The organism is Roseovarius salinarum (genome assembly GCF_002834145.1).
Lineage (GTDB): Bacteria > Pseudomonadota > Alphaproteobacteria > Rhodobacterales > Rhodobacteraceae > Roseovarius > Roseovarius salinarum.
Genome location: NZ_PHNT01000005.1, coordinates 81,790 through 104,534 on the forward strand (window position 1 = coordinate 81,790; position 22,745 = coordinate 104,534).

A 22,745-nucleotide genomic window follows, 5' to 3' on the forward strand; every position below is an offset into this window, starting at 1 on the left:
AAACTGCGGCGGAGCACAAAGCGGAATCCGGCAAATTTGCAAACCCTTGTAAATCGTCATCCGCGAATTCGCGAAACTGCAAAGGCCCGATGCGCAGCGATCTCGTGATCCAGATGGTCTCGGCCCACGCCGAGGGCGAGGTCGGCAACGTCGTCACAGGCGGCGTCGCGCCACCCCCGGGCGAGACGTTGTGGGACATGCGCGACTGGCTGCACGCCGACGGGCGCCTGCGCGATCTGCTTCTCAACGAACCGCGCGGCGGTGTGTTCACTCACGTCAACCTGCTGGTGCCCCCGCGCGAGCCGCGCGCCGCCGCCGGCTTCCTGACGATGGAGCCCGCACACACCCCGCCGATGTCCGGCTCCAACACCATCTGCGTGGCCACCGTCCTGCTGGAAACCGGCATGGTCGAGATGCACGAACCGCAAACCCGGTTCGTGCTCGAAGCCGCCGCCGGCCCCCTCGAGATCACCGCGCGCTGCCGGGCGGGCAAGGCCGAGGCCATCACCCTGACCAACGTGCCCGCCTTCGCCGATCGGCTCGACGCGCCGCTGGAAGTCGAGGGGCTGGGCACCGTGATGGTGGATACCGCCTACGGCGGCGACAGCTTCGTGCTGGTGCGTGCCGCCGACCTCGGCCTTTGCCTTGCACCCGACACTGCGCGGGACCTCGCCGGGCTGGGCGCACGCATGACCGCGGCGGCCAACGAACAGCTGGGATTCGCCCACCCCGCCGCGGACTGGGGCCACATTTCCTTCTGCCAGTTCACCGCGGACACGACCCAAGAGAACGGCGCGCTCGCCGGTCTCTCCGCGGTCGTCATCGACCCGGGCAAGGTCGACCGTTCGCCCACCGGAACGGGCTGCTCGGCCCGCATGGCCACGCTGCACGCCCGCGGCCGCCTGCACGCCGGGCAGGCCTACACCGGCCGATCGATGCTGGGCGGGCGGTTCGACTGCCGGCTGCTGCGGGAAACGCGGGTCGCCGGTCGCCCGGCCATCGTGCCGCAGATCACCGGCCGCGCCTGGATCACCGGCACCCACCAGATCCTGCGCGATCCCGACGATCCCTGGCCCGAGGGTTACCGCATGTCCGACACCTGGCCGACCGGCGGCTGACCGCGAAAAACCTCGCCCCGCCTCATCTTGCCCGAAATACTCCGGGGAGCGCGAGGGGCAGCACCCCTCGCCCCGCCCATGATGCGCGGCGAAGCCGCACCGCCCCGAAACCGCCCGCGGACAGCACCGGCACCGCGCCGCGGATTTGATCATATGGACAAACCGCCGGCGCGGGCGTAAGGGCGGGCCATGCCCGACACGCCGCCGGTCCGCTTCCTGGACCGCTCCACGCCTCCGCATATCGCGACCCTGATCCTGCTTGCAGGCATCTCCGCGCTGGCCATGAACATCTTCTTGCCCAGCCTGCCGGGCATGACCGCCTACTTCGATACCGAGTACCGCCTGATGCAACTGTCGGTCGCGCTCTACCTCGGCGTGAACGCCGCGCTTCAGGTGGTCATGGGTCCGGTGTCCGACCGGCTGGGGCGTCGGCCGGTCATCATCGGCGGGCTCGCGTTCTTCCTGCTGGCCACGCTGGGCTGCATCCTCGCGCCCAACGTCTACGTCTTCCTGACCTTCCGCATGATGCAGGCGACGATCGTTGTGGCCATGGTGCTGTCGCGGGCGGTGGTGCGCGACATGGTCCCGCAGGACGAGGCCGCCAGCATGATCGGCTATGTCACGATGGGCATGGCCGTGGTCCCGATGATCGGGCCTGCCTTCGGCGGCCTCCTCGACGAACTCTTCGGCTGGAAGGCCAGCTTCTGGGCGCTGATCGGCCTTGGGGCGCTGGTGCTCTGGCTCGCCTGGGCGGACATGGGCGAAACCGCGCCGCGGCGGCACGCCAGCATGCGCCAGCAGATCCGCGAATACCCCGAGTTGCTGACGGCACCGCGTTTCTGGGGCTATGCGCTGGCCACGGCCTTTTCCTCGGGGGCCTTCTTCGCCTACCTTGGCGGGGCGCCCTTCGTGGGCGACAAGGTCTTCGGCCTGCCCCCGGCGCAGCTGGGGCTGCTTTTCGGGGCCCCGGCGGTGGGGTATTTCCTGGGCAACTTCGCCTCGGGGAGCTTTTCGGTGCGGATCGGCGTCAACCGCATGGTGCTGTGGGGAACGGTGTTCAACGCCGGCGGCATCGGCATCAACCTCGCGCTGTTTCACGCAGGTCACGGTGGCGCGCTCGGCTTTTTCGGGCTGATGACGCTGATGGGACTGGGCAACGGCATGATCATACCGAATGCCACGTCCGGCGCGCTGTCGGTGCGGCCGCACCTGGCCGGAACGGCCAGCGGGCTGGCCGGTGCGCTGATGATCGGCGGCGGCGGCGCACTCTCCGCACTGGCCGGCGCCCTCCTCGTGCCCGGTCGGGGCGCCTTCCCCCTGTTGTGGATCATGTTCGCCACCGCGATGGCCGGGCTGGTCGCGATCCTGCTCGTCATGCGCCGGGAGCGGCGGCTCGCCCACCACTGACCGGCGCACCGTGCACTGCAACAGGCAGGCAACGACCCCGCGGCAAGCCTTGCGCCCGAATGGTTTGCAAAGGTAGGAGGGTCGCCAGCAAACTCGCAAATCACGGGAGATTCGCTTGCCCGCCCAGAAGCTCTATGCCGGCGCCAAGCTGCGCGAGACGCGCCGCCGCCTCGGGCTGACCCAGAAGGCCTTTGCCGCCAAGCTCGGCGTCTCGTTGCCCTATCTCAACCAGATGGAGAACAACAACCGGCCTGTCAGCACGACCGTCGTGCTGGCGCTGGCGCAGGAGTTCGGTTTCGACGTGACCGAGTTGTCGACCGGCGATGCCGAGCGCATGGTCAGCGACATGCGCGAAGCGGTGGCGGACCCGGTTTTCGCCGAGGACCGTCCGCCGCTGACCGATCTGCGCCTCGTGGCCTCGAACGCGCCTGCGATGGCACGCGCCTTCCTGCAGCTGCACCGCGCCTACCGTCAGACGCATGAACGCCTGGCCTCGCTCGACGAGGCCCTGGGGCGCGAGGACGCGCGCACCCAGCCAAGCCCCTGGGACGAGGTCCGCGACTTCTTCCACTATTGCGACAACTACATCGACGCGGTCGACCACGCGGCCGAACGCTTCGCGGCTGAAGCGCGCACCGCCGGGCGGCTGGTTCCTGATTACGCGCAGGACAGGCTGGCCGCGCTGGGAATCACCGTGGCGCTGTCCGACAGCGGCCGTCTGCGCGAATTCGATCGCGATGGCGGAACCCTGAACCTGTCAGCCCGCGCGGCGCCCGAGACCCGCAGTTTCCAGACCCTTCTGCAACTGGCGCTGTTGTCGCAGGACGCGTTGCTCGAGGCGACGCTAGATTTCGCCGGCTTCCGGACCGAGGCCGCCCGCGCCATCGCCAAGATCGGGCTGGCCAACTATTTCGCGGGCGCCGCCCTGATGCCCTATGGTCTGTTCCTGGACGCCGCGCGGGAGACGCGGCACGACCTGGAGATACTCGCCACGCGCTTCGGCGCCTCCATCGAGCAGGTGGCGCACCGTCTGTCCACGATGCAGCGGCCCGGCGCAAAGGGGATTCCGTTCTTCTTCGTCCGGGTCGACCAGGCCGGAACGATCACCAAGCGACACTCGGCCACCCGGCTCCAGTTCGCCCGCTTCGGCGGCGCCTGCCCCTTGTGGAACGTGCACCGCGCCTTCGAGACGCCGGGGCGCTTCCTGCGCCAGTTGGCGGAAACGCCGGACGGTGTGCGCTACATCAGCCTGGCGCGGGACGTGTCGAAACCCGGTGGCGCGTTCGGCGCGCCGGTGCGCCGCTTCGCCATCGCGCTGGGCTGCGAGGTGAAGCACGCCGACGCGCTGGTCTACGCGGACGATCTCGATGTCACCATCGCCCGCGCGTTCGAACCCATCGGCATTTCCTGTCGGATCTGCGAGCGTACCGAGTGCCCCCAGCGCTCGGTACCCCCCTTGGAACAGCCGCTGCGCGTGCCCCCCGACGAACGCGACGTACTGCCCTACAAGGTGGGCTGAGCGGCCACAACACCGCGTGGCGCAACGGGCGGGTGCTGCGGCCCAGCCGCCGCGCCGCCCGGGGCAGCCAGTCGCCCAGCCGCTCCGGCGCCGCGACGGCATGCAACGCCTCAACGCTCATGTCGATGTCCAGCGTCATGCTGAGCGCACCGGCCAGGAGCATGTCACCGGAGGCCGCGAGGAAGACGCCGGTCACCGGATACGGGATCAGCCAGCCGGGCCAGCCCCGCCCTGCGCGCAACCGCCGGGCCAGATAGGTCAGCGCACCCGTGGCCAGCGGCGCGGTCACGATGATCGCAAGGACCGTGACCGTGGTCCGGAACTCGTCGACGCCCGGCGGCTCACGGCCAGCGATCAACGCCCCGACAGCACCGGCCAGCAGGATCGTTGTCACGTTCTGCGGCTGCAAGACCGCGACAGGAAAACAGCGCCGCCCCTGCCAGCCCCATCATGATCGTGCACGGCAGGGCCAACCCGATGCCGGGTCCGAGATACGGGGCCAGAGCCCCCCTTGGACGATCGCCGCGCAGGAAATCGCGAAGGCGGCGGCGGTGGCGCCGATGCCAATGAAGGCAACCACACTGCGCAGAACCGCGCCGGTCAAATGGTCCTGCACCGCAGGTGCTGGCATGCGCCTGCGCCCCCCAGCCCGCTGCAGCCACATCGTTTCTGTCGAGGTCTGGCAGCAGTTCCCGGCGCTTGCCCATCACGCGACGGGCCCGGGATGCAAACCCGGCCGGGGGGCGGTCAGGCGGACAGTATGCGGTAGAGCTCGTCCTTCAGGGCGCCGCGCTTCTTGCGCATCTCCACCTCGGCAAGTTCCTCGACCGGCTCGACGTTGGTTTCGGCCCGGTGCACCGCGCGGTTGAGTTCGTGGTATTCCTCGTAAAGCCTTGAGAAATGTGCGTCCTTCTGCTTGAGCTCGGCGATCTTGTGGGCGTGTTCCGGGAATTCCTCGTGCAGCTCGTGGGGCGTGTTCGACATCGCGCGGCTCTCCTTCTCATGTGTGCCGCACCACGCTATCCGGCACGGCGCCCCCCGCGCTTTGACCAAGGTCAACACCGACCCGCCGGTCACCGACGCGCCTTGCGCCAGCCGGCCCGGCGCGCCTGCGCCTCCGAGCAGAACCAGCGTTCGCCGTCCGCCCGCCGCACCACCGTGCGTGCATAGTGCTGCTGGCCGGGGACGTGAAAGATTCGCGTGCCGTCGGCCGAGATGTTGCCCTTGATCCGGCAATCGCCCGGCGGGTCGTTGCCTTGCGGTCGCTGGTCCGCGCGATAGGCGGCGGGCGATTGCATGGACAGCGCGTGCAGGCCCCGGCCCGTCACGGCCGCCTGTTTCTCGGCCAGGTCATAGGCCATCGAGTATCGCCGGTAGGCGAAGGCCAGCCCTTCGGTCACCAGCCAGCGGGCGATATCGGTTCCGTCGACGGTGCAGGAGGCGATGGTGCGGCCGTAGCGATCCTGCCCACGCGCCCGGCACCGCGCGGCGCGTCCGCCGAACCGCGCGCGCAGTTCGTCCGTCACCCAGGCGCCGCAGTCGAAGCGCGCGCCGCTGGCGGGTCGACGGCAGGGCTGTCCCGCCTCGGGGGCGTCTATGCCGTGCAGGCGCACCGTGGTGCCCGCGACGCGCAGCGTGTCACCATCGACGACCTCGATCCGCCCGCGCGGATCGGCCGACGCGGCAACGGACACCGCGAGGAACAGAACGAGCAGCGAACAAACCCTTAACATAAGGTTAAATTCGCCGCGCGCAGGGCGCCGGTCAACCGGTGCCGAACGGCAGGGTCAACGCTGCGCCGTGCGCCAGGCGGGATGGATCCACGGTGTCGCGTTTTCCGGCGGCAGCGGCGGGCGGCCGAGGATATGATCGGCCGCCTTCTCGCCGACCATGATCGATGGCGCGTTGAGATTGCCGTTGGTGATCCGCGGAAAGATGCTCGAATCGGCGACGCGCAGCCCCTCCACGCCGATCACGCGGGCCTGCGGGTCCACCACGGCCCGCGCGTCGTCGGCGCGGCCCATCCGGCAGGTGCCGCAGGGGTGGTAGGCGCTTTCGACATGCTCGCGTATCACCGCGTCGAGGTCCGCGTCACTCTGCACCCCCGGCCCCGGCACGATCTCGTGCTTGACGAAAGGCGCGAAGGCCTCTTGCGCGAAAACCTCGCGCGTCAGCCGGATCGCGGCGCGGAAATCCCGCCAGTCGCTTTCGACGCTCATGTAGTTGAACCGGATCGAGGGGGGCGCCTTCGGGTCCGCACCCTTCAGCCGGACATGTCCCCGCGATTCGCTGCGCATCGGCCCCACGTGTGCCTGGAAGCCGTGCCCCTCGGCCGAGGCCTTGCCGTCGTAGCGCACGGCGATCGGCAGGAAATGGAACTGAAGGTCCGGGTATTCCACACCGGCGGCCGAACGGATGAAGCCGCAGCTTTCGAACTGGTTGGACGCACCCGGGCCGGTCCGGGTGAACAGCCAGCGCGCGCCCACCAGCGCCTTGCCGAAAAGGTTCCAGTACTTGTAGAGGCTGACCGGCTGGCTGGCGGCCATCTGAACGTAAAGCTCCAGATGGTCCTGAAGGTTCTCGCCCACGCCGGGACGGTCGGCCACGACCTCGATGCCGTGCTCGGCAAGATGCGCCGCCGGCCCGATCCCCGACAGCATCAGCAGCTTGGGTGAATTGATCGCCGAGGCCGCGACGATCACCTCGGCGCGGGCGTGCACGACCTCCGTGCGCCCGCCGCGCGCGATCTCGACCCCGGTCGCGCGCCCGTCCTCGATCACCACGCGGCGCACGAACCCACGCACGAGGTCGCAGTTCTCGCGTTTGAGCGCGGGCTTGAGATAGGCGTCCGCCGCGGACCAGCGCTTGCCCCGCCACACGGTCATCTCGAACGGGCCGAAACCTTCCTGTTTCTCGCCGTTGTAATCCTCGGTGTGCTCATAGCCCGCCTGGACCCCGGCCTCGACGAAGGCGCGCACCAGCGGGTTGTCGCGCCGCCCGCGGGTGACGTGCACGGGCCCGCCGGTGCCGCGCCACGCCGGGTCCCCGCCGTGCCCGCCGTCGTGCCAGCACTCCATGCGCTTGAAATACGGCAGCACGTCGGCAAAACCCCAGCCTTCGGCCCCCGTTTCGCGCCAGTGATCGAAGTCGCGGGCGTGGCCGCGGACGTAGACCATGCCGTTGATCGACGACGAGCCGCCGATCACCTTGCCACGCGGGCAGGCCAGCTTCCGCCCCCCCAGGTGCGGCTCGGGTTCGGTCTCGTAGCCCCAGTCGTACCGGGCCATGTTCATGGGGTAGCTCAGCGCGCCGGGCATCTGGATGAAGGGGCCCGCATCGGTGCCGCCGTGCTCGACCACAAGGACCGAGCGGCCAGCCTCGCTGAGCCGGTAGGCCATGGCGCAGCCCGCGCTGCCCGCGCCCACGATCACGTAATCGGCTTCCATTCCACCTCTCCCGGTTCGTCCCTTGCGGGATCGGGATTTCACTTCGGTCCCGGCACCGCCGTCGCCCTGGCGCGGCGGGGCGGGTGGGCGGGCGTCGCGCCGGGGCGACGGCCCTGCCGGTTCAATACGGCGCCTCCGTCGCGCCCATGCGCACATAGACCGACTTGAGCTGGCTGTAGTGTTCGATCGCCGCGTGGCCGTTCTCGCGCCCCACGCCCGAGTGCTTGGTCCCGCCGAAGGGCACCTCGACCGGCGCGTCGTTGTAGGAATTGAGATAGCACGCGCCCGCCTGCAGCCGGCCCAGCACGCGATGCCCGCGCTGCAGGTCACGGGTATAGACGCCGGCGGACAGGCCGTAGTCCGTTGCGTTGGCGCGCGCGATCACCTCGTCCTCGTCGTCAAAATCCAGCACGCTCATGACCGGCCCGAAGATCTCCTCGCGCGCGATGGTCATGTCGTCGGTGACGTCGGCGAAGACCGTGGGTGCGATCCACGAGCCCGGCCGGTCCAGCCGGTCGCCCCCGCGGACCAGCCGCGCGCCTTCCTCGCGGCCCTTCGCGACGTAGCCCAGCACGATCTGCAACTGTGTCTCGCTGACCACGGGACCGAAATGCGTGGCCTCGTCCAGCGGATCGCCGATCACCGCGTTCTCCAGCCGCTCGGTCAACCGCGCGAGGAAGGCCTCCTTGATCCCGGCCTGCACGAAGACGCGGGTGCCGTTGGAACAGATCTGCCCGCTGGAATAGAAATTGCCGAGGATCGCGCCCGAGATGGCGTCCTCCAGATCGGAGTCGTCGAAAACGATGAGGGGCGACTTGCCGCCCAGTTCCATGGTGACGTGCTTCATTCCCCCGGCGGCAGCGGCGTAGACCGCGCGGCCCGTGGGCACGGAGCCCGTCAGCGACACCTTGGCGACCCGCGGATCCGTCGTCAGCGGGCCGCCCACGTCGCCCGTGCCCTGCACCACGTTGAACAGCCCCGGCGGCGCGCCCGCCTCGACGAGTATCTCGGCGACCTTCAGCGCGCACAGCGGCGTCACCTCGGAGGGCTTGAACACCATCGCGTTGCCGCAGGCCAGTGCCGGCGCCGCCTTCCAGCAGGCGATCTGCGTGGGGTAGTTCCACGCCCCCAGCCCGGCGCAGACGCCCAGCGGCTCGCGCACGGTATAGGCCCAGTCGCCGCCCGACAGCGGGATATGCTCGCCTGTCAACCCGGCGGCGATGGAGCCGAAGTATTCCAGCGCGTCGGCGCCGCTGGTCGCGTCGGCCACCAGCGTTTCCGACAGCGGCTTGCCGGTGTCGCGCGTCTCGAGCTCGCTGAGCGCGCGGTTTCGGTCGCGCATGATGTCGGCGGCCCGCCGCAGCACGCGGCCCCGCTCCATCCCCGAGCGCACGGCCCACTCCGCCTGTGCGGCGCGCGCGCCGTCGATCGCCTGGTCGAGGACATCGCGCGTCGCCTCGTGCAGCCTCGCGATGCCCTCGCCGGTCGCGGGATAGATCACCTCCATCGCCGCACCGGCGCTGTCCTCGAGATAGGCGCCGTTCACGAAGTGGCTGGCCGCGGGCTGGGTCGAACGGGTCATGGTGCCTCCGGGGGGTGCGCGTGCGTGGCGCGGCTCATTCGCCGCGGGGGAAACGCTGGTTCTCTTCCACGACGTTGAGGTCCATGTGGTTGCGCATGTAGCGGTCGCTGGCATCGCGCAGCGGCTGGTAATCCCACGGGTAGTACCCGCCCTGCCGCAGCGCCTCGTAGACGACCCAGCGCTTCGCCTGGCTTTCGCGCACCTGCGCGTCGAAGGCGTCGAGATCCCAGCGCGCATCGGCCATGGCGCTGAAGTGTTCCAGCGTTTCGGCACGGGCCGGGTCGTCGGCGAGGTTCGTCAATTCGTGGGGATCGGCGTCGAGGTCGAACAACTGGTCCGGGTCAAGCGCGCAGCGGGTGAACTTCCACTTGCCCTCGCGCAACGCGACAAGTGGCGCGTAGGAGGCCTCGGCGGCGTATTCCATGGCCACCGGGGCGTCGCGCGGCGTGCCCTGCGCCTGCGGGACCAGGCTGTGCCCCTCGGTCCACGGCTTGACCTCGTCCATGCTGACCCCGGCGAGGTCGCACAGCGTCGGGCAGACGTCGATGGTGCTGACCGGGTCTGACACGCGGCCCGGTTCCATGCCCGGAACGTGGAGCATCAGCGGCACGCGCGCCGAGCCCTCGTAGAAGGACATCTTGAACCACAACCCCCGCTCGCCCAGCATGTCGCCGTGGTCCGACACGAACAGGATGATGGTGTGATCGTCCTGCCGCGTGCCCTCGAGCGCCGTCATGACCTCTCCGATCCTGTCGTCGAGGTACGAGACGTTGGCGAAATATGCCCGGCGCGAGCGGCGGACGTCCTCATCGCGAATCTCGAAGGACCGCCAGTCGTTGGCGTCGAATATGCGTTGCGAATGCGGATCATGGTCGCCGTAGGCCATCGCCGGCACCTGCGGCTCGAGGTGCGCGCAATCCTCGTAGAGATCCCAGTATTTCTTCCGCGCCACGTAGGGGTCGTGCGGATGGGTGAAGCTGACCGTCAGGCACCACGGGCGGCCGTCGTGCCCGCGTGCAAGGTCATAGACCTTCTGCGTGGCGTGGAAGGCGACCTCGTCGTCGTATTCCATCTGGTTGGAAATCTCGGCAACGCCGGCCCCGGTGACTGACCCGAGGTTGTGATACCACCAGTCGATCCGCTCGCCCGGTTTGCGGTAATCCGGTGTCCAGCCGAAATCGGCCGGGTAGATGTCGGTGGTCAACCGTTCCTCGAACCCGTGCAACTGGTCGGGCCCGACGAAATGCATCTTGCCCGACAGGCAGGTCTGGTAACCCGCCCGCCGCAGGTGGTGGGCATAGGTGGGGATGTCGGCGGCGAACTCGGCGGCGTTGTCGTAGACGCGCGAGCGCGACGGCAAAAGCCCGGACATGTAGCTCGCCCGCCCCGGCGCGCACAGCGGGCTGGCCGTATAGGCGTTGGCGAACCGCGTGGAGCGCTCCGCCAGCTTCTTCAGGTTCGGCGTGTGCAGCCAGTCGGCCGGGCCGTCAGGGAACAGCGTGCCGTTGAGCTGGTCGACCATGAAGATCAGGATGTTGGGCTTGCGCGAGGTCATGTCTTGGCCTTCTGTCCCAGTGAGGTGTCGAGGTAGGCGAGCAGCACGTCGATCGCCGCGTCGGGATCCAGCGGCTCGGCACGCAGCGCCTGGCGGATGTAAAGGCCGTCGATCATCGCGGCCATTCCGCGCGTCAGCGTGAGCGCCTGCGGGCCGGCCAGCTGACGAAACGCGAACAGCAGGTTCGACCGCAGACGCGTCTGGTAGACGTGCAGCAGCCGCCGCGCGGCAGGCGATTTCTGCGCCTGCACGTAGAAATTCAGCCACGCCGCAACCGTTTCCGGGCGGAACTGCGCGGGGGCGAAACTGGCGCGCACCACCGCTTCGATCCGCTGGCGCGGCGATTTGGCCATCGCCAGCGCGCCGCGCACCTCGGCGCCGTAGAGCGTCAGGATGTGGCGCATTGCGGCAGCGAAGATCTGTTCCTTCGACCCGAAATAGTGATGCGCCAGCGCGCTGGACATGCCGGCCCGCTTGGCGATTTGGCTGACCGTCACGTCGAGCGTTCCGCGCGCGCCGATCTCGTGGATCGTCGCCTCCACGAGGGCAGTGCGGCGTATCGGTTCCATCCCCTGCTTCGGCATGTCGTTCCTCGGGCGGTTGTTGCCACGAAGGCCTATCCATGTTTAATTGACTCGTCAATCAACAAACGGAGGAGACTCCAAGCGACATTCCGTTTCGTCGAAACGACATAATGGCGTTGCGCGTCATCGGTTCGTCATACTAACCTTTGACAGTGCGCCAGCCCGCATGGTCCCGAAAGCGAACCGCGATCGGACCGCGCGGCAACGGCCGGCCCGGGAAAACCTTCGCGCGAGGCACTGCTTGACGTGGTGGCCAACCGCCGACCGGAGCCGAAGACAGAACAACTGACCAGGGAGACATCATATGTCCATCATCCGAAACGGCACACTCAACAGGCGCCGCTTCCTGCAAACCACGGCCGCCGGCGCGGCCGCCGCGACCCTGCCCCTGGGTGGCATGGCACGGGCCGAGCCCAAGCGCGGCGGGCACCTTCGCGTGGCCAAGGGCCACGGCCAGACGACCGACACGCTCGATCCCGGCCAGTGGGAAAACGGCTACATGCTTGCCCTCGGCTTCGGCATCCACGGCTATCTGACCGAGGTCGCCGCCGACGGCAGCCTCGTGCCGCAACTGGCCGAAAGCTGGGAAGCTTCCGACGACGCCTCGGTCTGGCGCGTCAAGCTGCGCAAGGGCGTGACCTTCCATTCGGGCAAGCCGGTGACGGTCGATGACGTGGTCGCCTCGATCAACCACCACCGCGGCGAGGACTCGACCTCGGCCGCCGGGCCGATCGTCCAGCCGATCACCGAGATCACGACCGAAGGCGACGACACGGTGGTCTTCAAGCTCGAGGGCGGCAACGCCGACTTCCCCTTCATCCTGAGCGACTACCACCTCGCGATCTGCCCGGCCAAGGACGGCGGCATCGACTGGCAATCCGGCGACGGCTGCGGCAGCTACAAGCTGGTCGAGTTCAACCCCGGCGTCACCTCGCGCTTCGAACGCAACGAGAACCACTGGCGCGACGACGTCGCCTGGGTCGACAGTTGCGAGATGCTGTCGATCGTGGACCAGAACGCGCGCACGACCGCGCTGGTCTCCGGCGACGTGCACGCGATCGACCGCGTGGACCTCAAGGCGGCCGACCTGCTGGGCCGCAAGCCCGGCGTGACCGTGGAGACGCTCGCGGGGACCCAGCACTACACCTTCGCCATGGACACCCGCGCCGACCCGTTCGCCGACAACAACGTCCGCCAGGCGCTGAAATACGGCGTCAACCGGCAGGAACTGGTCGACAAGATCCTGTTCGGCTACGGCTCGGTCGGCAATGATCACCCGATCGGTCAGAACCAGCGCTTCTACAATTCCGAACTGGAGCAGAAGACCTACGACCCCGACAAGGCCAAGTGGTATCTCAAGCAGGCCGGTCTCGACAGCGTCTCGGTCGCCCTGCATGCCTCCTCCGCGGCGTTCTCGGGCGCGGTGGACGCCGCGACCCTCTTCCAGAACTCCGCCAAGGAGGCCGGGATCGACATCAAGGTCGTGCGCGAGCCCAAGGACGGCTACTGGTCCGACGTCTGGATGAAGAAGCCGTTCTCGGCCGTCTACTGGGGCGGTCGCCCGGTCGCCGACCAGATGTTCTCCACCGCCTACAAGTGCGGGGCATCGTGGAACGACAGCTTCTGGTGCAACGACCGCTTCGAGGAACTGCTTGTCAAGGCGCGTGCCGAGCTTGACCAGGACAAGCGCCGCGAGATGTACTGGGAGATGCAGGATATCGTCGCCAATCAGGGCGGCGTCATCATCCCGATGTTCGCCAATTACGTGCACGCCAAGACCGATGAGGTGGCGCACGGCGAGATGGCGTCGAACTGGGAGATGGACGGCGAGCGCTGGATGGAACGCTGGTGGATGACCTGACCGGCGGTTTCCGTTAACCTCGCACGACAAGACCGCGCCGGCGCACCGCGCCGGCGCAGCCACATCAAGACCAGACACCGACAACGGGAGAGACCGCCATGACACTGAAATCCGCGCTTTCCGCCCTGGCCCTCGTGGCCGCGAGCCCCGCGCTGGCCGCCGACTGCGACACCGTCACCTTCTCGGACGTGGGCTGGACCGACATCACCTCGACCACCGCCGCAACGACCACCGTGCTCGAGGCGCTGGGATACGACACCGAGACCAAGGTGCTGTCGGTGCCGGTGACCTATACCTCGCTGGCCGAGGGCGACATAGACGTGTTCCTGGGCAACTGGATGCCCACGATGGAGGGCGACATCGCCCCCTACCGCGAGGCCGGCACCGTCGATACCGTGCGCGCCAACCTCGAGGGCGCGAAGTACACGCTGGCCACCAACGCCGAGGGCGCCGAGCTGGGCATCACCAGTTTCGGTGACATCGCCGAGCACGGCGAGGCGCTCGACTACACCATCTACGGCATCGAGCCGGGCAACGACGGCAACCGCCTGATCATGGAGATGATCGAGGAGAACGCCTTCGGACTCGAGGACTTCGAGGTCAAGGAAAGCTCCGAACAGGGGATGCTGGCACAGGTCGGCCGCGCCACCCGCCGCGACGAACCGATCGTCTTCCTCGGGTGGGAGCCGCACCCGATGAACGCCAAGTACGACATGACCTACCTGACCGGCGGTGACGACTGGTTCGGGCCCAACCTGGGCGGCGCGACGGTCTACACCAACACCACAGCCGGCTACGTCGAGGAATGCCCCAACGTCGGCCAGTTCCTGAAGAACCTGAAGTTCACGCTGGCCATGGAAAACGAGATCATGGGCGCGATCCTCAACGACGGCGCCGATCCCGACGCCGCCGCGGAAGCATGGCTCAAGGAAAACCCCGACGTTCTCGGCCCCTGGCTCGACGGCGTGACCACCCGCGATGGCGGCGACGCGATGAAGACCGTCAAGGCCAGCCTCGGGATGTAAATGCCACGGCCCATCCCCCTGGCTGTTCCCCGGTCACGGGGGGCGCCGGGAAAGGGCCCGGCACCCCGTCTGCGCGCTCATGGAGGCGCGCAGACAGCGATGTAAGGTCTGGCCCGATCGGCGGGCCGGCCTCGGCCCCGCCCCTTCCCCAGGAAAAGCAGCGCGCGCATGAACTGGCTCACCGACCGCAAGATCCCCATCGGCGACGGCGCCGAGGCGTTTTTCCTCTGGCTTCAGGACAACGCCGCCTGGGCCTTCGACAGCCTCGCCATCGCCATGGAAACACTGATCGAGGCCTTCCTCTGGGTGCTGCAAACCCCGCATCCGCTGATCATCGGCGCGATCTTCGTCGCCCTGACCTGGGTGTTCCAGCGCAACTGGAAGACCTGCCTGTTCGTCGGGCTGGGGTTCCTGTTCATCCTCAACCAGGACTACTGGGAGGAAACCACCGAAAGCCTCACCCTGGTGCTGTCGGCCTGCGTTTTCTGCATGGGGCTGGGCGTGCCCATCGGCATCGCCGCGGCACACCGCCCCGCGCTCTACCGCGGGCTGCGCCCGGTGCTCGACCTGATGCAGACGCTGCCGCCCTTCGTCTACCTGATCCCGGCGATCGTCTTCTTCGGGATCGGCATGGTGCCCGGGCTGATCGCGACGGTGATCTTCGTCGTGCCCGCGCCGATCCGGCTGACACACCTCGGCATCTCGTCCACCCCCACCCCGCTGCTGGAGGCCGCGCAGGCCTTCGGCGCGACCCGCCGGCAGGTGCTGTTCAAGGTCGAACTGCCCTACGCCCTGCCGCAGATCATGGCAGGCCTGAACCAGACGATCATGCTGTCGCTGTCGATGGTCGTGATCGCCGCGCTGGTGGGCGCCGACGGCTTGGGCGTGCCGGTGCTGCGCGCCATCAACACCGTCAACATCGCCCTGGGGTTCGAGGGCGGGCTCATCATCGTCGTTGTGGCCATCATGCTCGACCGGATGCTCAGGCTGGAGCGCGGCAATGACTGACACGGTTGTCTTCGACTCCGTCTCGATCGTGTTCGGCGACCATCCCGAGGCCGCGTTGCCGCTGATGGACAGGGGCCAGGACCGGGCGTCGATCCAGGCCAACACCGGCCAGGTGCTTGGAGTGCACGACTGTGACCTCACGGTGGCACAGGGCGAGATCGTGGTGCTCATGGGGCTGTCGGGCTCGGGCAAGTCGACTCTGCTGCGCGCGGTCAACGGTCTGAACCCTGTGACCCGCGGCGCAGTGCGCGTGAACGACGGCGATCGGATGGTCGACGTCACCACCGCCGATCCGGCCACGCTGCGCCGCCTGCGCCAGCACCACGTGGCGATGGTGTTCCAGCAGTTCGGCCTTCTGCCGTGGCGCACAGTGCGCGAGAACGTCGGGCTGGGCCTCGAACTCGCCGGGCTGGGCCGGGACGAGCGCGACGCACGCGTGGCCCGGCAGCTCGATCTCGTGGGGCTGGCCGACTGGGGCGACCGGCGGGTCAGCGAACTGTCGGGCGGCATGCAGCAGCGCGTGGGCCTGGCCCGTGCCTTCGCCACCGACGCGCCGATCCTGCTGATGGACGAACCCTTCTCGGCACTCGACCCGCTGATCCGCACCCACCTGCAGGACGAGCTGCTCGAGTTGCAGGATCAGCTCTCGCGCACCATCGTCTTCGTCAGCCACGACCTGGACGAGGCGTTCAAGCTGGGCGACCGGATCGCCATCATGGAAGGCGGGCGCATCGTGCAGTGCGGCACCCCGCAGGAGATCTTCACCAACCCCGAGACGGAGTATGTCGCCGAGTTCGTGGCACACATGAACCCGCTGGGCGTGCTGTGTGCACGCGACGTGATGCGCCCCGACGGCGGGGCCGGCGCCCCGCCCGAGATCACCGTGCCCCCCGACGCCACCATCAAGCGTGTCATGGAAGCCGCGCGCGACCACGAGGACACGGTCGGCGTGATGGACGGCGGCCGGCTTCTGGGCCGCATCTCCCGCAACGACATCCTGGCCAAGCTGCTGGACCCGCGCGGCTGATCCCGGGGCTGCCGGGGCGAATTATTCCTGCGCGGCGGGCACCGGCGGCGCCACCGTCCGGCGCCGCAGCCGCGCCTCGCGCCAGGTGATGAAGCTCACCGCGCCCACGATCACCACGCCGCCCAGCACGACCCACGGGTCGACGCCTTCGTCGAAGACCAGCGCGCCCAGCGCCACCGCCCAGACGAGTTGCAGGAAGGTGACCGGCTGCGTGACCGTCAGCGGCGCGGCGCGGAAGGCCAGCGTCATGGTATAGTGCCCGCCGGTGGCCAGGCAGGCCACCCCGAAGAGGATCAGCAGCTCCCAACCGGTGGGCATCACCCAGTTCAGCGCGGCCAGCGGCGCGAGCCCCGCGGTGACGGTCAGCGAAAGCATGGCGACGACCACGCCGGGGCCGCTGTCGTCCGAGGAGATCTTGGCCAGCAGGTAGGAGGCGCCGAAGAACATCGCCGTGAAAACCATCGCGAGGTGCCCGGCCCCCACCTCGCGGAACCCCGGCCGCAGGATGATGAGCGCGCCCAGCAGCGCGGCGGCCACCGCGAGCAGCCGGCGCGCGGCAAGCCGCTCGCCCAGGAACAGCGCGGCGCCCAAAGTCACGTAGATGGGCGAGAGGTAGTTCATCGCCGTGACATCCGCGATCGGGATCCTTGCCATGGCGAAAAACCACAGCGCCACGGCCGCCGTGTGCGCGGCGCCGCGCAGCCCGAAAAGCCGAAGCTGGCGCCGCGTCAGCCGCAGCCGCCGCAGCTTCTCCAGTATCGGCAGGAAGAAGACAAGGCCCATTGCGTAGCGCAGGAACGCCGCCTCGGCCGCCGGAACCCGGGTGCCCAGCGTCTTGACCAGCGCCTGAACGCCGACGAAGAACAGCCCGGTGACCACCATCCAGAAGACGCCGAGCGCGGGTTTTGCGGTGCTGTCGGGAATCATGGCCGCATTAAGCGCATGGCGGGCGGCAATGTCGAGGGACCGCGCCGCACAGGGGGCGGCGCGACGGCGCACAGGCCGGATGGAACCGGTGGCCGGCGCCAGAACGGCGCCGAAAGCTGCAAAGCTGGAGCCGCCGCAAGCGCACAAGGGGCATGACAGCCGCCGGCGTCAGCCTGCCAGAAGCTTCGCGGCGATCGCCCACATGGTCAGCCCCACGACAAGGTCGAGCACCCGCCAGCTTTGCGGCCGGCGGAACAGCGGGGCAAGCCCGCGCGCCCCGTAGCCCAGTGCGAAGAAAAAGACGAAACTGGCCGCGACGGCGCCCGCGCCGAAGGCCAGCCTGTCGGCGTATTGCGCCGAGACCGAGCCCAGCAGCACGACGGTGTCGAGGTAGACATGCGGGTTCAGCCAGGTCAGCGCGAGGCAGGTCAGCAGCGCCCGGCGCAGGCTGCCGGTGCCGGTCCCGGCCTCCATCACCTCGCCACCGCGCCAGGCGGCCCAAAGGTTGCGCAGCCCGTACCAGACCAGGAACGCCGCGCCGCCGAACCGCATGACCACCTCCAGCCCCGGAACCGCGCGGGCCAGCGCGCCGAAGCCCGCCACGCCCGCGCTGACCAGCACCGCGTCGGACAGCGCGCAGGTCAGGACCACGGCCAGGACGTGTTCGCGCCGCAGCCCCTGCCGCAGGACAAAGGCATTCTGCGCCCCGATGGCCAGGATCAGCGAGAACCCCAACGCGAATCCCGCCAGTGCCGCCTGCATGTTGCCCCCCGTGGTCTGCCGCGCCTTTCAGACACCACGCGGCGCGGGGGCGCAAGCCCGCGGGTCGTCGGGCATCGCGTAGGGCGCCATGATCGCGTCAAGGTCCACGCGCGCGCCCAGCCGGCAGGCCAGCAGGTAAAGCCCCGCGGCCTTGCGCTGCAGCAGCAGGGCGTCGGTTGGCGGCACCGGCGCACCCTGCGGCGTGCGCCCCAGCGCCAGCCCGGCGCGATGCATCCGCGCGATCAGGTCGCTGCGCGCGAAGTCGAACGATCCGGTGGCGCGCAACGGGGCGCTCGCCATCCGTGCCATGTCGATCAGCGTTTCACGCAGTGCGTCCGGCGTGCCGTCCGAAAGGTAGCCGGCGGCACGCATCGCCGCGGCCAGCCGATCGCGCCCGCCGTCACGCGCCGCCTGCAGAAGCTGCCGGAACACCGCCACCCGCTCGGGCGTGAACCGCTGCGTGGCGCCGAAATCCAGCAGCACGATGGCGCCGGTTTCGGGATCGAAGCGGTAGTTGGCGAAATTGGGGTCGGTCTGAACGAGCTCGAACCCGAACACCTCGTGGCAGGCCAGCCGCAGCAAGCGCCCGGCCAGGTCGTCGCGCAGCGACTGGGGTGCGTCACCGGCCAGCGCCTCCAGCGGCGTGCCGGGCATGAAATCCATCGCCAGCACGTCGCGCGTCGTCAGATCGGCGTGCACCCGCGGCACGGCAAAGCCCGGATCGTCGGCCAGCAGCGTGCCCATCTGCCGCAGGTTTTCGGCCTCGGCCTCGTAGTCGGCCTCGGCCAGAAGCTGCGCGCGCGCCTCGTCCAGCAGGATGTCGAGGTCCACGCCTTCGGGCAGAACGCGCGCCACGCGGATCAGCGCGCCGAGGTTGCGCAGGTCGCTGCCGATGCTGTCGCGCACGCCCGGGTACTGGACCTTGACCGCCAGGTCGCGCCCGTCGCGGGTGCGCGCCCGGTGCACCTGCCCGATCGAGGCGGCGGCGACGGGGCGCACCTCGAACCGGGCGAAACGGCCGCGCCAGTCCGCCCCCCAGTTGGCCGCCAGCACGCGGTCGAGCTGCCGCGGCGGCATGAAGTCCGCCTGATCGCGCAGCCGGTCGAACACCGCGGCGATCTCGGGCGGCAGGATGTCGCCGGCTTCCATAGACAGAAGCTGGCCCAGCTTCATCGCGGCCCCGCGCATCCGCGCCAGCTCGGACGCGACGCGCGCCGCGTTGGCAGGCGTCAGCACGAGGTCCGACAGGCCCGGCCGGCGCCCGCGGGCCAGGTCGCCCGCGCCGCGCAGCGCCGCGCTGCCCGCGATCCCGCCTGCCACGCCGCCCAGACGGCCCAGCCTGGCCAGCCGTCCGCGCGGCACCGCCCGGCCCGTGTCGTTGCTTTCTGGCATTCGTGTCCCCCTGCCCGCGCCCTGAGCGGGAAAACCTAGGGCAAGCGGGGCGTCATTCCACGCTGATCGCCCGGCCCATGCGCGCCGAGGCGCGCGCGGCGCCCTCGCGCCCGATGGTGCGGCACAGCAGGATCACCGGCAGCAGCCCGAAGGCCACCAGCGTGAGCGAGGGCACCGCCGCCTCGCCAAGCCGTTCGTCGGCCGCGAGGCGGTGGGCCTGCACCGCCAGCGTCTGGAAATCGAAGGGGTGCAGGATCAGGGTGGCCGGCAGCTCCTTCATCACGTCCACGAAGACGATCAGAAGCGCCGTCATCACGCTGGTCCGCGCCACCGGCAGGTGCACCCGCCACAGCAGCCGGGGCGCCGACTGGCCCAGCGACCGCGCGACCGCGTCGTAGTGCATCGGCACGGTGGCCATCCCGCTGTCATAGGCATTGAGCGCCGCGGCCATGAACCGCGCGACGTAGGCCAGCACCATCAGCCATATGGAGCCCGTGATAAGAAGCCCCGTGTCGATGCCGAAGCGCGATTCCATGAACGCGTCGATGGCGTTGTCGAGCGCGGCGAAGGGCACCATCAGCCCCACCGCGATCACCCCGCCGGGCACCGCGTACCCCAGCCCGGCCCCCACGACGAGGCCGCGCGACAGCCTTCCGGGCCGCGTGCGCGCACGGAACCCGATCAGCACCGCCCCCAGCACCGTGAACCCGGCCGCCACCGCGGCCACGGTGACCGAGTTGCTCATGAAACCGATGTAGCGCGGATCCAGCAGGCTCTGACCCGAGCCCAGCGCCATGACGCCCAGCATGACGACGGGGATCAGGAAGCCGACGAGCACGGGCGCCAGGCACACCAGCATGGCCAGCCAACCCCGCAGCCCGCGCAATTCCGGCTTTTCCTGCGCCTCGAAGCGCGCGCCCTGCCCGGCGGTGCGGCTCTTGCCGCGCTGCGCGCGCTCCAGCCCCGCCAGCAGCAACGCGAAGGCCAGCAGGCACAGCGAAAGCTGCGCGGCCGCCGCCCGGTCGCCCAGGCTGAACCACGCCTGATAGATGCCGGTGGCGAAGGTCTGCACGTTGAAAAAGGCGACGGTGCCGAAATCCGCGATGGTTTCCATGACCGCCAGCAACGCGCCGCCCGCGATCGCCGGGCGCGCCAGCGGCAAGGCCACCCGCCAGAACGCGCCGAAGGGCGATTGCCCCAGCGTGCGCGCCACGAGGTAGGCATTCGACGATTGCTGCCGGAACGAGGCGCGCGCCAGCAGGTAGACGTAAGGGTAGAGCACCACCGTCAGCATCACCGCCGCCCCGCCGAGCGAGCGGATCTCGGGGAACCAGTAATCGCGCGCGCCCCAGCCGGTGACATCGCGCAGCAGCGTCTGCACCGGGCCGGGATGATCCAGCAGATGGGTATAGGCATAGGCCAGCACATACGCCGGGAAGGCCAGCGGCAGCGCCAGCGCGATCTCGAGCCACCGCACACCCGGGAAACGGTAGACGGTCACCAGCCAGGCGGTCGCCGTCCCGATCACCGCCGTCCCGACCCCGACGATCGCCACAAGCGTCAGCGTCGTGCGGGTATAACGCGGCAGGACCGACGACAGAACCTCGCGCCACGTCTGCATGTCCCCGGCGAACGCGGCCAGTGCCGCGGCAAGGATCGGGGCCAGGCAGACGGCAACGACCACCCAGGCCAGGTTTTGCAGGACGCGCTCGCTCATCTACGTCACTCGCGGACTTCGGGACATCGGCGCGCATGGCTGCCACAACCCGGCGGCAGGGTCCAGCCGAAACGGCGCCGGCTCAGTCGTCGGCCCACATCCGGTAGAGGTTGCTTTTCGCCTTGAACAGCCGGTCGAATGTCGCCGTCTTGCCGTGATCGTCGAAGACCGCGCGCGTGGCCACGTCAAGATCGTGCAGCACCTCGCGCCGTGCCGGGTCGCGCACCCAGCTCGTGACCCAGCCCACGATCGCCACGCGCTCGCCCTCGCTCACCGGCTCGACCCGGTGCAGCGCCGAGGTGGGATAAAGCACCATGTCGCCCGCACCGAGGCGGATCACGCGCTCCTCCATCGGGTCGTCGATCACCAGCCCGCCGCCCTCATAGCTTTCCGGGTCGCTCAGAGGCAGGGTGAACGACAAATCCGTTCGCGACCCCTTCATGATCGGGTCGTCGACATGCAGCCCGTACTCCATCCCCGAGCGGTAGCGCGACAGCAGCATCCGTGCGAACTTGCGCGGTCGCGCCGCCGACTTGAACAGCTCGTGCGCCATGAGCTTGCGGCGCACCGTCTCGAACAGCGCGTCGAGCTCCTTCGACGGTTTCGCCTGCAGGTTCGCCTTCACGTCGCGGGCATAGCGCCCGGCGGTGGACTTGCCGTCGGTGTACTCGAACTCGGCGGCGGCCTCCCGCAGGGCCGCCACCTCGTGCTTGTCCATGACGTTACCTATGACGAGGAACATGCGGTCACAGCCCCGCCATGGACAGTTCCATCCGCGCCGCCGCGCCGTAGATCACGCCGGGATCCATCTCGAACGCGCCCTCGCCCTGGATATCGCCAAAGACGGCCTCGGTGGCCTCCAGGGCCCGGCGCATCTTGCCGATGGCCGCGCCTGTGGTCTCGTCCGCGTCCTTGGCCATTTCCACCAGCTGATCGTCCACGACCTGCAGGAAGCCCCAGCTGTCCTGATACTCATGCAGGTTGGAAACCTCGCCGCCCTCTGTGGCGACGGTGTATTCGTCGCCCGCAACCCGGGTCAGCGCGATCAGCCCTTCGAGGCGCCGAACCATCGGCACATCGCTGCGGGCCTTCTCGAGGGTGGCCACAACGGCACCGTGAAGCGGGGTGATCTCGTCCATCGACACCTCGTCCTCGGCCGCTTGCGCGAGCGATTTCAGCTGGTCCTCGAGCCGGCCCAGCCCAAGCTCCTCCATCGCGCCCGCGACGGCGTCGTATTTCTCCTCGATCGGGTGCCCCATGTGGGTCTTGGCGGCGTCGAGGTCGCCGGCCTCGTAGAGCGCCAGCCCCGCCCGCAGGTGGCCCTGCATGAAGCCGAGGTCACGGATAAGGCCGGCATCCGGGTGCAGCGAGGCCCCCTCGCCTTCACCTTCACCTTCACCTTCACCTTCACCTTCACCTTCACCTTCGCCCTCACCTTCACCTTCGCCTTCGCCCTCACCGGACGCGGCTTCGCCTTCACCTTCGCCTTCGCCTTCGCCCTCGCCTGACGCGGCCTCACCTTCACCTTCGCCTTCACCCTCGCCTTCGGCCGAGGCCAGTTGCACCCACTCCGGCGCGTCACCCGGCTTGGCCACGCTGGGGGCGGCTTCGGTGAGGGTGCCAGCCAGCGAGGTGGCGGCGATGGTGCTGAGCGTCAGCGTCCGGCGCGCGGCCACGACGCGGCGCGGTTTTTTCTGGTCATCGGTCATAGGAGGTCTCCCTGTCGCAATTCCTACAGTTTTTGTCGATAAATTCACTCCCGCGGCAAGTCAACTATTTCAGACAAATTTCGTAAGAAATCTCGCGCCTCGCGAT

19 protein-coding genes are annotated in these 22,745 nt (G+C 69.0%); 7 read left to right on the plus strand and 12 right to left on the minus strand.

Translation table 11 applies throughout. From position 1 onward, the window contains the following. The first annotated feature begins 89 nt into the window (after window positions 1–89). The 3 genes from CEF10_RS06820 to CEF10_RS06830 all read left to right on the plus strand — a co-directional run bounded on the left by CEF10_RS06820 (window position 90) and on the right by CEF10_RS06830 (window position 4,044). Window positions 90–1,118, plus strand: a complete 1,029-nt coding sequence (locus CEF10_RS06820; protein ID WP_101067380.1) for a trans-3-hydroxy-L-proline dehydratase — start codon at window positions 90–92, stop codon at window positions 1,116–1,118. A gap of 189 nt (window positions 1,119–1,307) precedes the next feature. Then, entirely contained in the window at window positions 1,308–2,525 is a 1,218-nt protein-coding gene (locus CEF10_RS06825; protein ID WP_101067381.1) for a multidrug effflux MFS transporter, read from the plus strand. 115 nt (window positions 2,526–2,640) lie between these two features. Beyond that, on the plus strand, window positions 2,641–4,044 hold the full coding sequence (locus CEF10_RS06830; RefSeq protein WP_101067382.1) for a helix-turn-helix domain-containing protein: 1,404 nt from the start codon (window positions 2,641–2,643) through the stop codon (window positions 4,042–4,044). A 747-nt stretch (window positions 4,045–4,791) separates the two neighbouring features. Here the strand turns inward: CEF10_RS06830 and CEF10_RS06835 are convergent. From CEF10_RS06835 to betI, 6 genes are all read right to left on the minus strand, one after another. Beyond that, a complete protein-coding gene (locus CEF10_RS06835) occupies window positions 4,792–5,028 on the minus strand; it encodes a YdcH family protein (RefSeq protein WP_101067383.1) in 237 nt (78 codons plus the stop codon). 89 nt (window positions 5,029–5,117) lie between these two features. Further along, the gene (locus CEF10_RS06840; RefSeq protein WP_332870142.1) at window positions 5,118–5,738 is read right to left on the minus strand and encodes a thermonuclease family protein; all 621 of its coding nucleotides are present in this window, start codon (window positions 5,736–5,738) and stop codon (window positions 5,118–5,120) included. A 93-nt stretch (window positions 5,739–5,831) separates the two neighbouring features. Next, window positions 5,832–7,490 (minus strand): choline dehydrogenase, encoded by a 1,659-nt coding sequence (gene betA / locus CEF10_RS06845; RefSeq protein ID WP_101067385.1) that lies wholly within the window; start codon window positions 7,488–7,490, stop codon window positions 5,832–5,834. 121 nt (window positions 7,491–7,611) lie between these two features. After that, a complete protein-coding gene (gene betB / locus CEF10_RS06850; protein ID WP_101067386.1) occupies window positions 7,612–9,072 on the minus strand; it encodes a betaine-aldehyde dehydrogenase in 1,461 nt (486 codons plus the stop codon). 34 nt (window positions 9,073–9,106) lie between these two features. Continuing rightward, entirely contained in the window at window positions 9,107–10,627 is a 1,521-nt protein-coding gene (gene betC / locus CEF10_RS06855) for a choline-sulfatase (protein ID WP_101067387.1), read from the minus strand. Continuing rightward, window positions 10,624–11,211 carry a transcriptional regulator BetI gene (gene betI, locus CEF10_RS06860; protein ID WP_198586158.1) on the minus strand — a complete coding sequence of 196 codons (588 nt, stop codon included), beginning with the start codon at window positions 11,209–11,211 and terminating at the stop codon, window positions 10,624–10,626. The genes betC and betI overlap by 4 nt, the downstream gene beginning before the upstream one ends. Before the next feature lie 304 nt (window positions 11,212–11,515). Between betI and CEF10_RS06865 the strand changes: the two genes are divergently transcribed. From CEF10_RS06865 to choV, 4 genes are all read left to right on the plus strand, one after another. Then, window positions 11,516–13,072, plus strand: coding sequence for an ABC transporter substrate-binding protein (locus CEF10_RS06865; RefSeq protein WP_101067388.1), 1,557 nt, complete (start codon window positions 11,516–11,518; stop codon window positions 13,070–13,072). 98 nt (window positions 13,073–13,170) lie between these two features. Continuing rightward, the gene (locus tag CEF10_RS06870; protein WP_101067389.1) at window positions 13,171–14,097 is read left to right on the plus strand and encodes a choline ABC transporter substrate-binding protein; all 927 of its coding nucleotides are present in this window, start codon (window positions 13,171–13,173) and stop codon (window positions 14,095–14,097) included. A 168-nt stretch (window positions 14,098–14,265) separates the two neighbouring features. Continuing rightward, window positions 14,266–15,105, plus strand: coding sequence for a choline ABC transporter permease subunit (gene choW, locus CEF10_RS06875; RefSeq protein WP_101067390.1), 840 nt, complete (start codon window positions 14,266–14,268; stop codon window positions 15,103–15,105). Next, the gene (gene choV / locus CEF10_RS06880) at window positions 15,098–16,132 is read left to right on the plus strand and encodes a choline ABC transporter ATP-binding protein (protein ID WP_101067391.1); all 1,035 of its coding nucleotides are present in this window, start codon (window positions 15,098–15,100) and stop codon (window positions 16,130–16,132) included. The genes choW and choV overlap by 8 nt, the downstream gene beginning before the upstream one ends. Before the next feature lie 21 nt (window positions 16,133–16,153). On the opposite strand, the gene CEF10_RS06885 is transcribed toward choV, so the two are convergent. The 6 genes from CEF10_RS06885 to CEF10_RS17065 form a co-directional block, all read right to left on the minus strand. Continuing rightward, window positions 16,154–17,059, minus strand: coding sequence for a DMT family transporter (locus CEF10_RS06885; protein ID WP_232796430.1), 906 nt, complete (start codon window positions 17,057–17,059; stop codon window positions 16,154–16,156). Window positions 17,060–17,227: 168 nt separating this feature from the next. Then, window positions 17,228–17,821, minus strand: coding sequence for a LysE/ArgO family amino acid transporter (locus CEF10_RS06890; RefSeq protein WP_101067392.1), 594 nt, complete (start codon window positions 17,819–17,821; stop codon window positions 17,228–17,230). 27 nt (window positions 17,822–17,848) lie between these two features. Continuing rightward, the gene (locus tag CEF10_RS06895; protein ID WP_101067393.1) at window positions 17,849–19,213 is read right to left on the minus strand and encodes an ABC1 kinase family protein; all 1,365 of its coding nucleotides are present in this window, start codon (window positions 19,211–19,213) and stop codon (window positions 17,849–17,851) included. A 52-nt stretch (window positions 19,214–19,265) separates the two neighbouring features. After that, window positions 19,266–20,930, minus strand: coding sequence for an ABC transporter permease (locus CEF10_RS06900; protein ID WP_101067394.1), 1,665 nt, complete (start codon window positions 20,928–20,930; stop codon window positions 19,266–19,268). A gap of 82 nt (window positions 20,931–21,012) precedes the next feature. Further along, window positions 21,013–21,672, minus strand: coding sequence for a Fe2+-dependent dioxygenase (locus CEF10_RS06905; RefSeq protein ID WP_101067395.1), 660 nt, complete (start codon window positions 21,670–21,672; stop codon window positions 21,013–21,015). Between the two features lie 4 nt (window positions 21,673–21,676). After that, entirely contained in the window at window positions 21,677–22,639 is a 963-nt protein-coding gene (locus tag CEF10_RS17065) for a hypothetical protein (protein ID WP_198586159.1), read from the minus strand. Window positions 22,640–22,745: the final 106 nt, after the last annotated feature.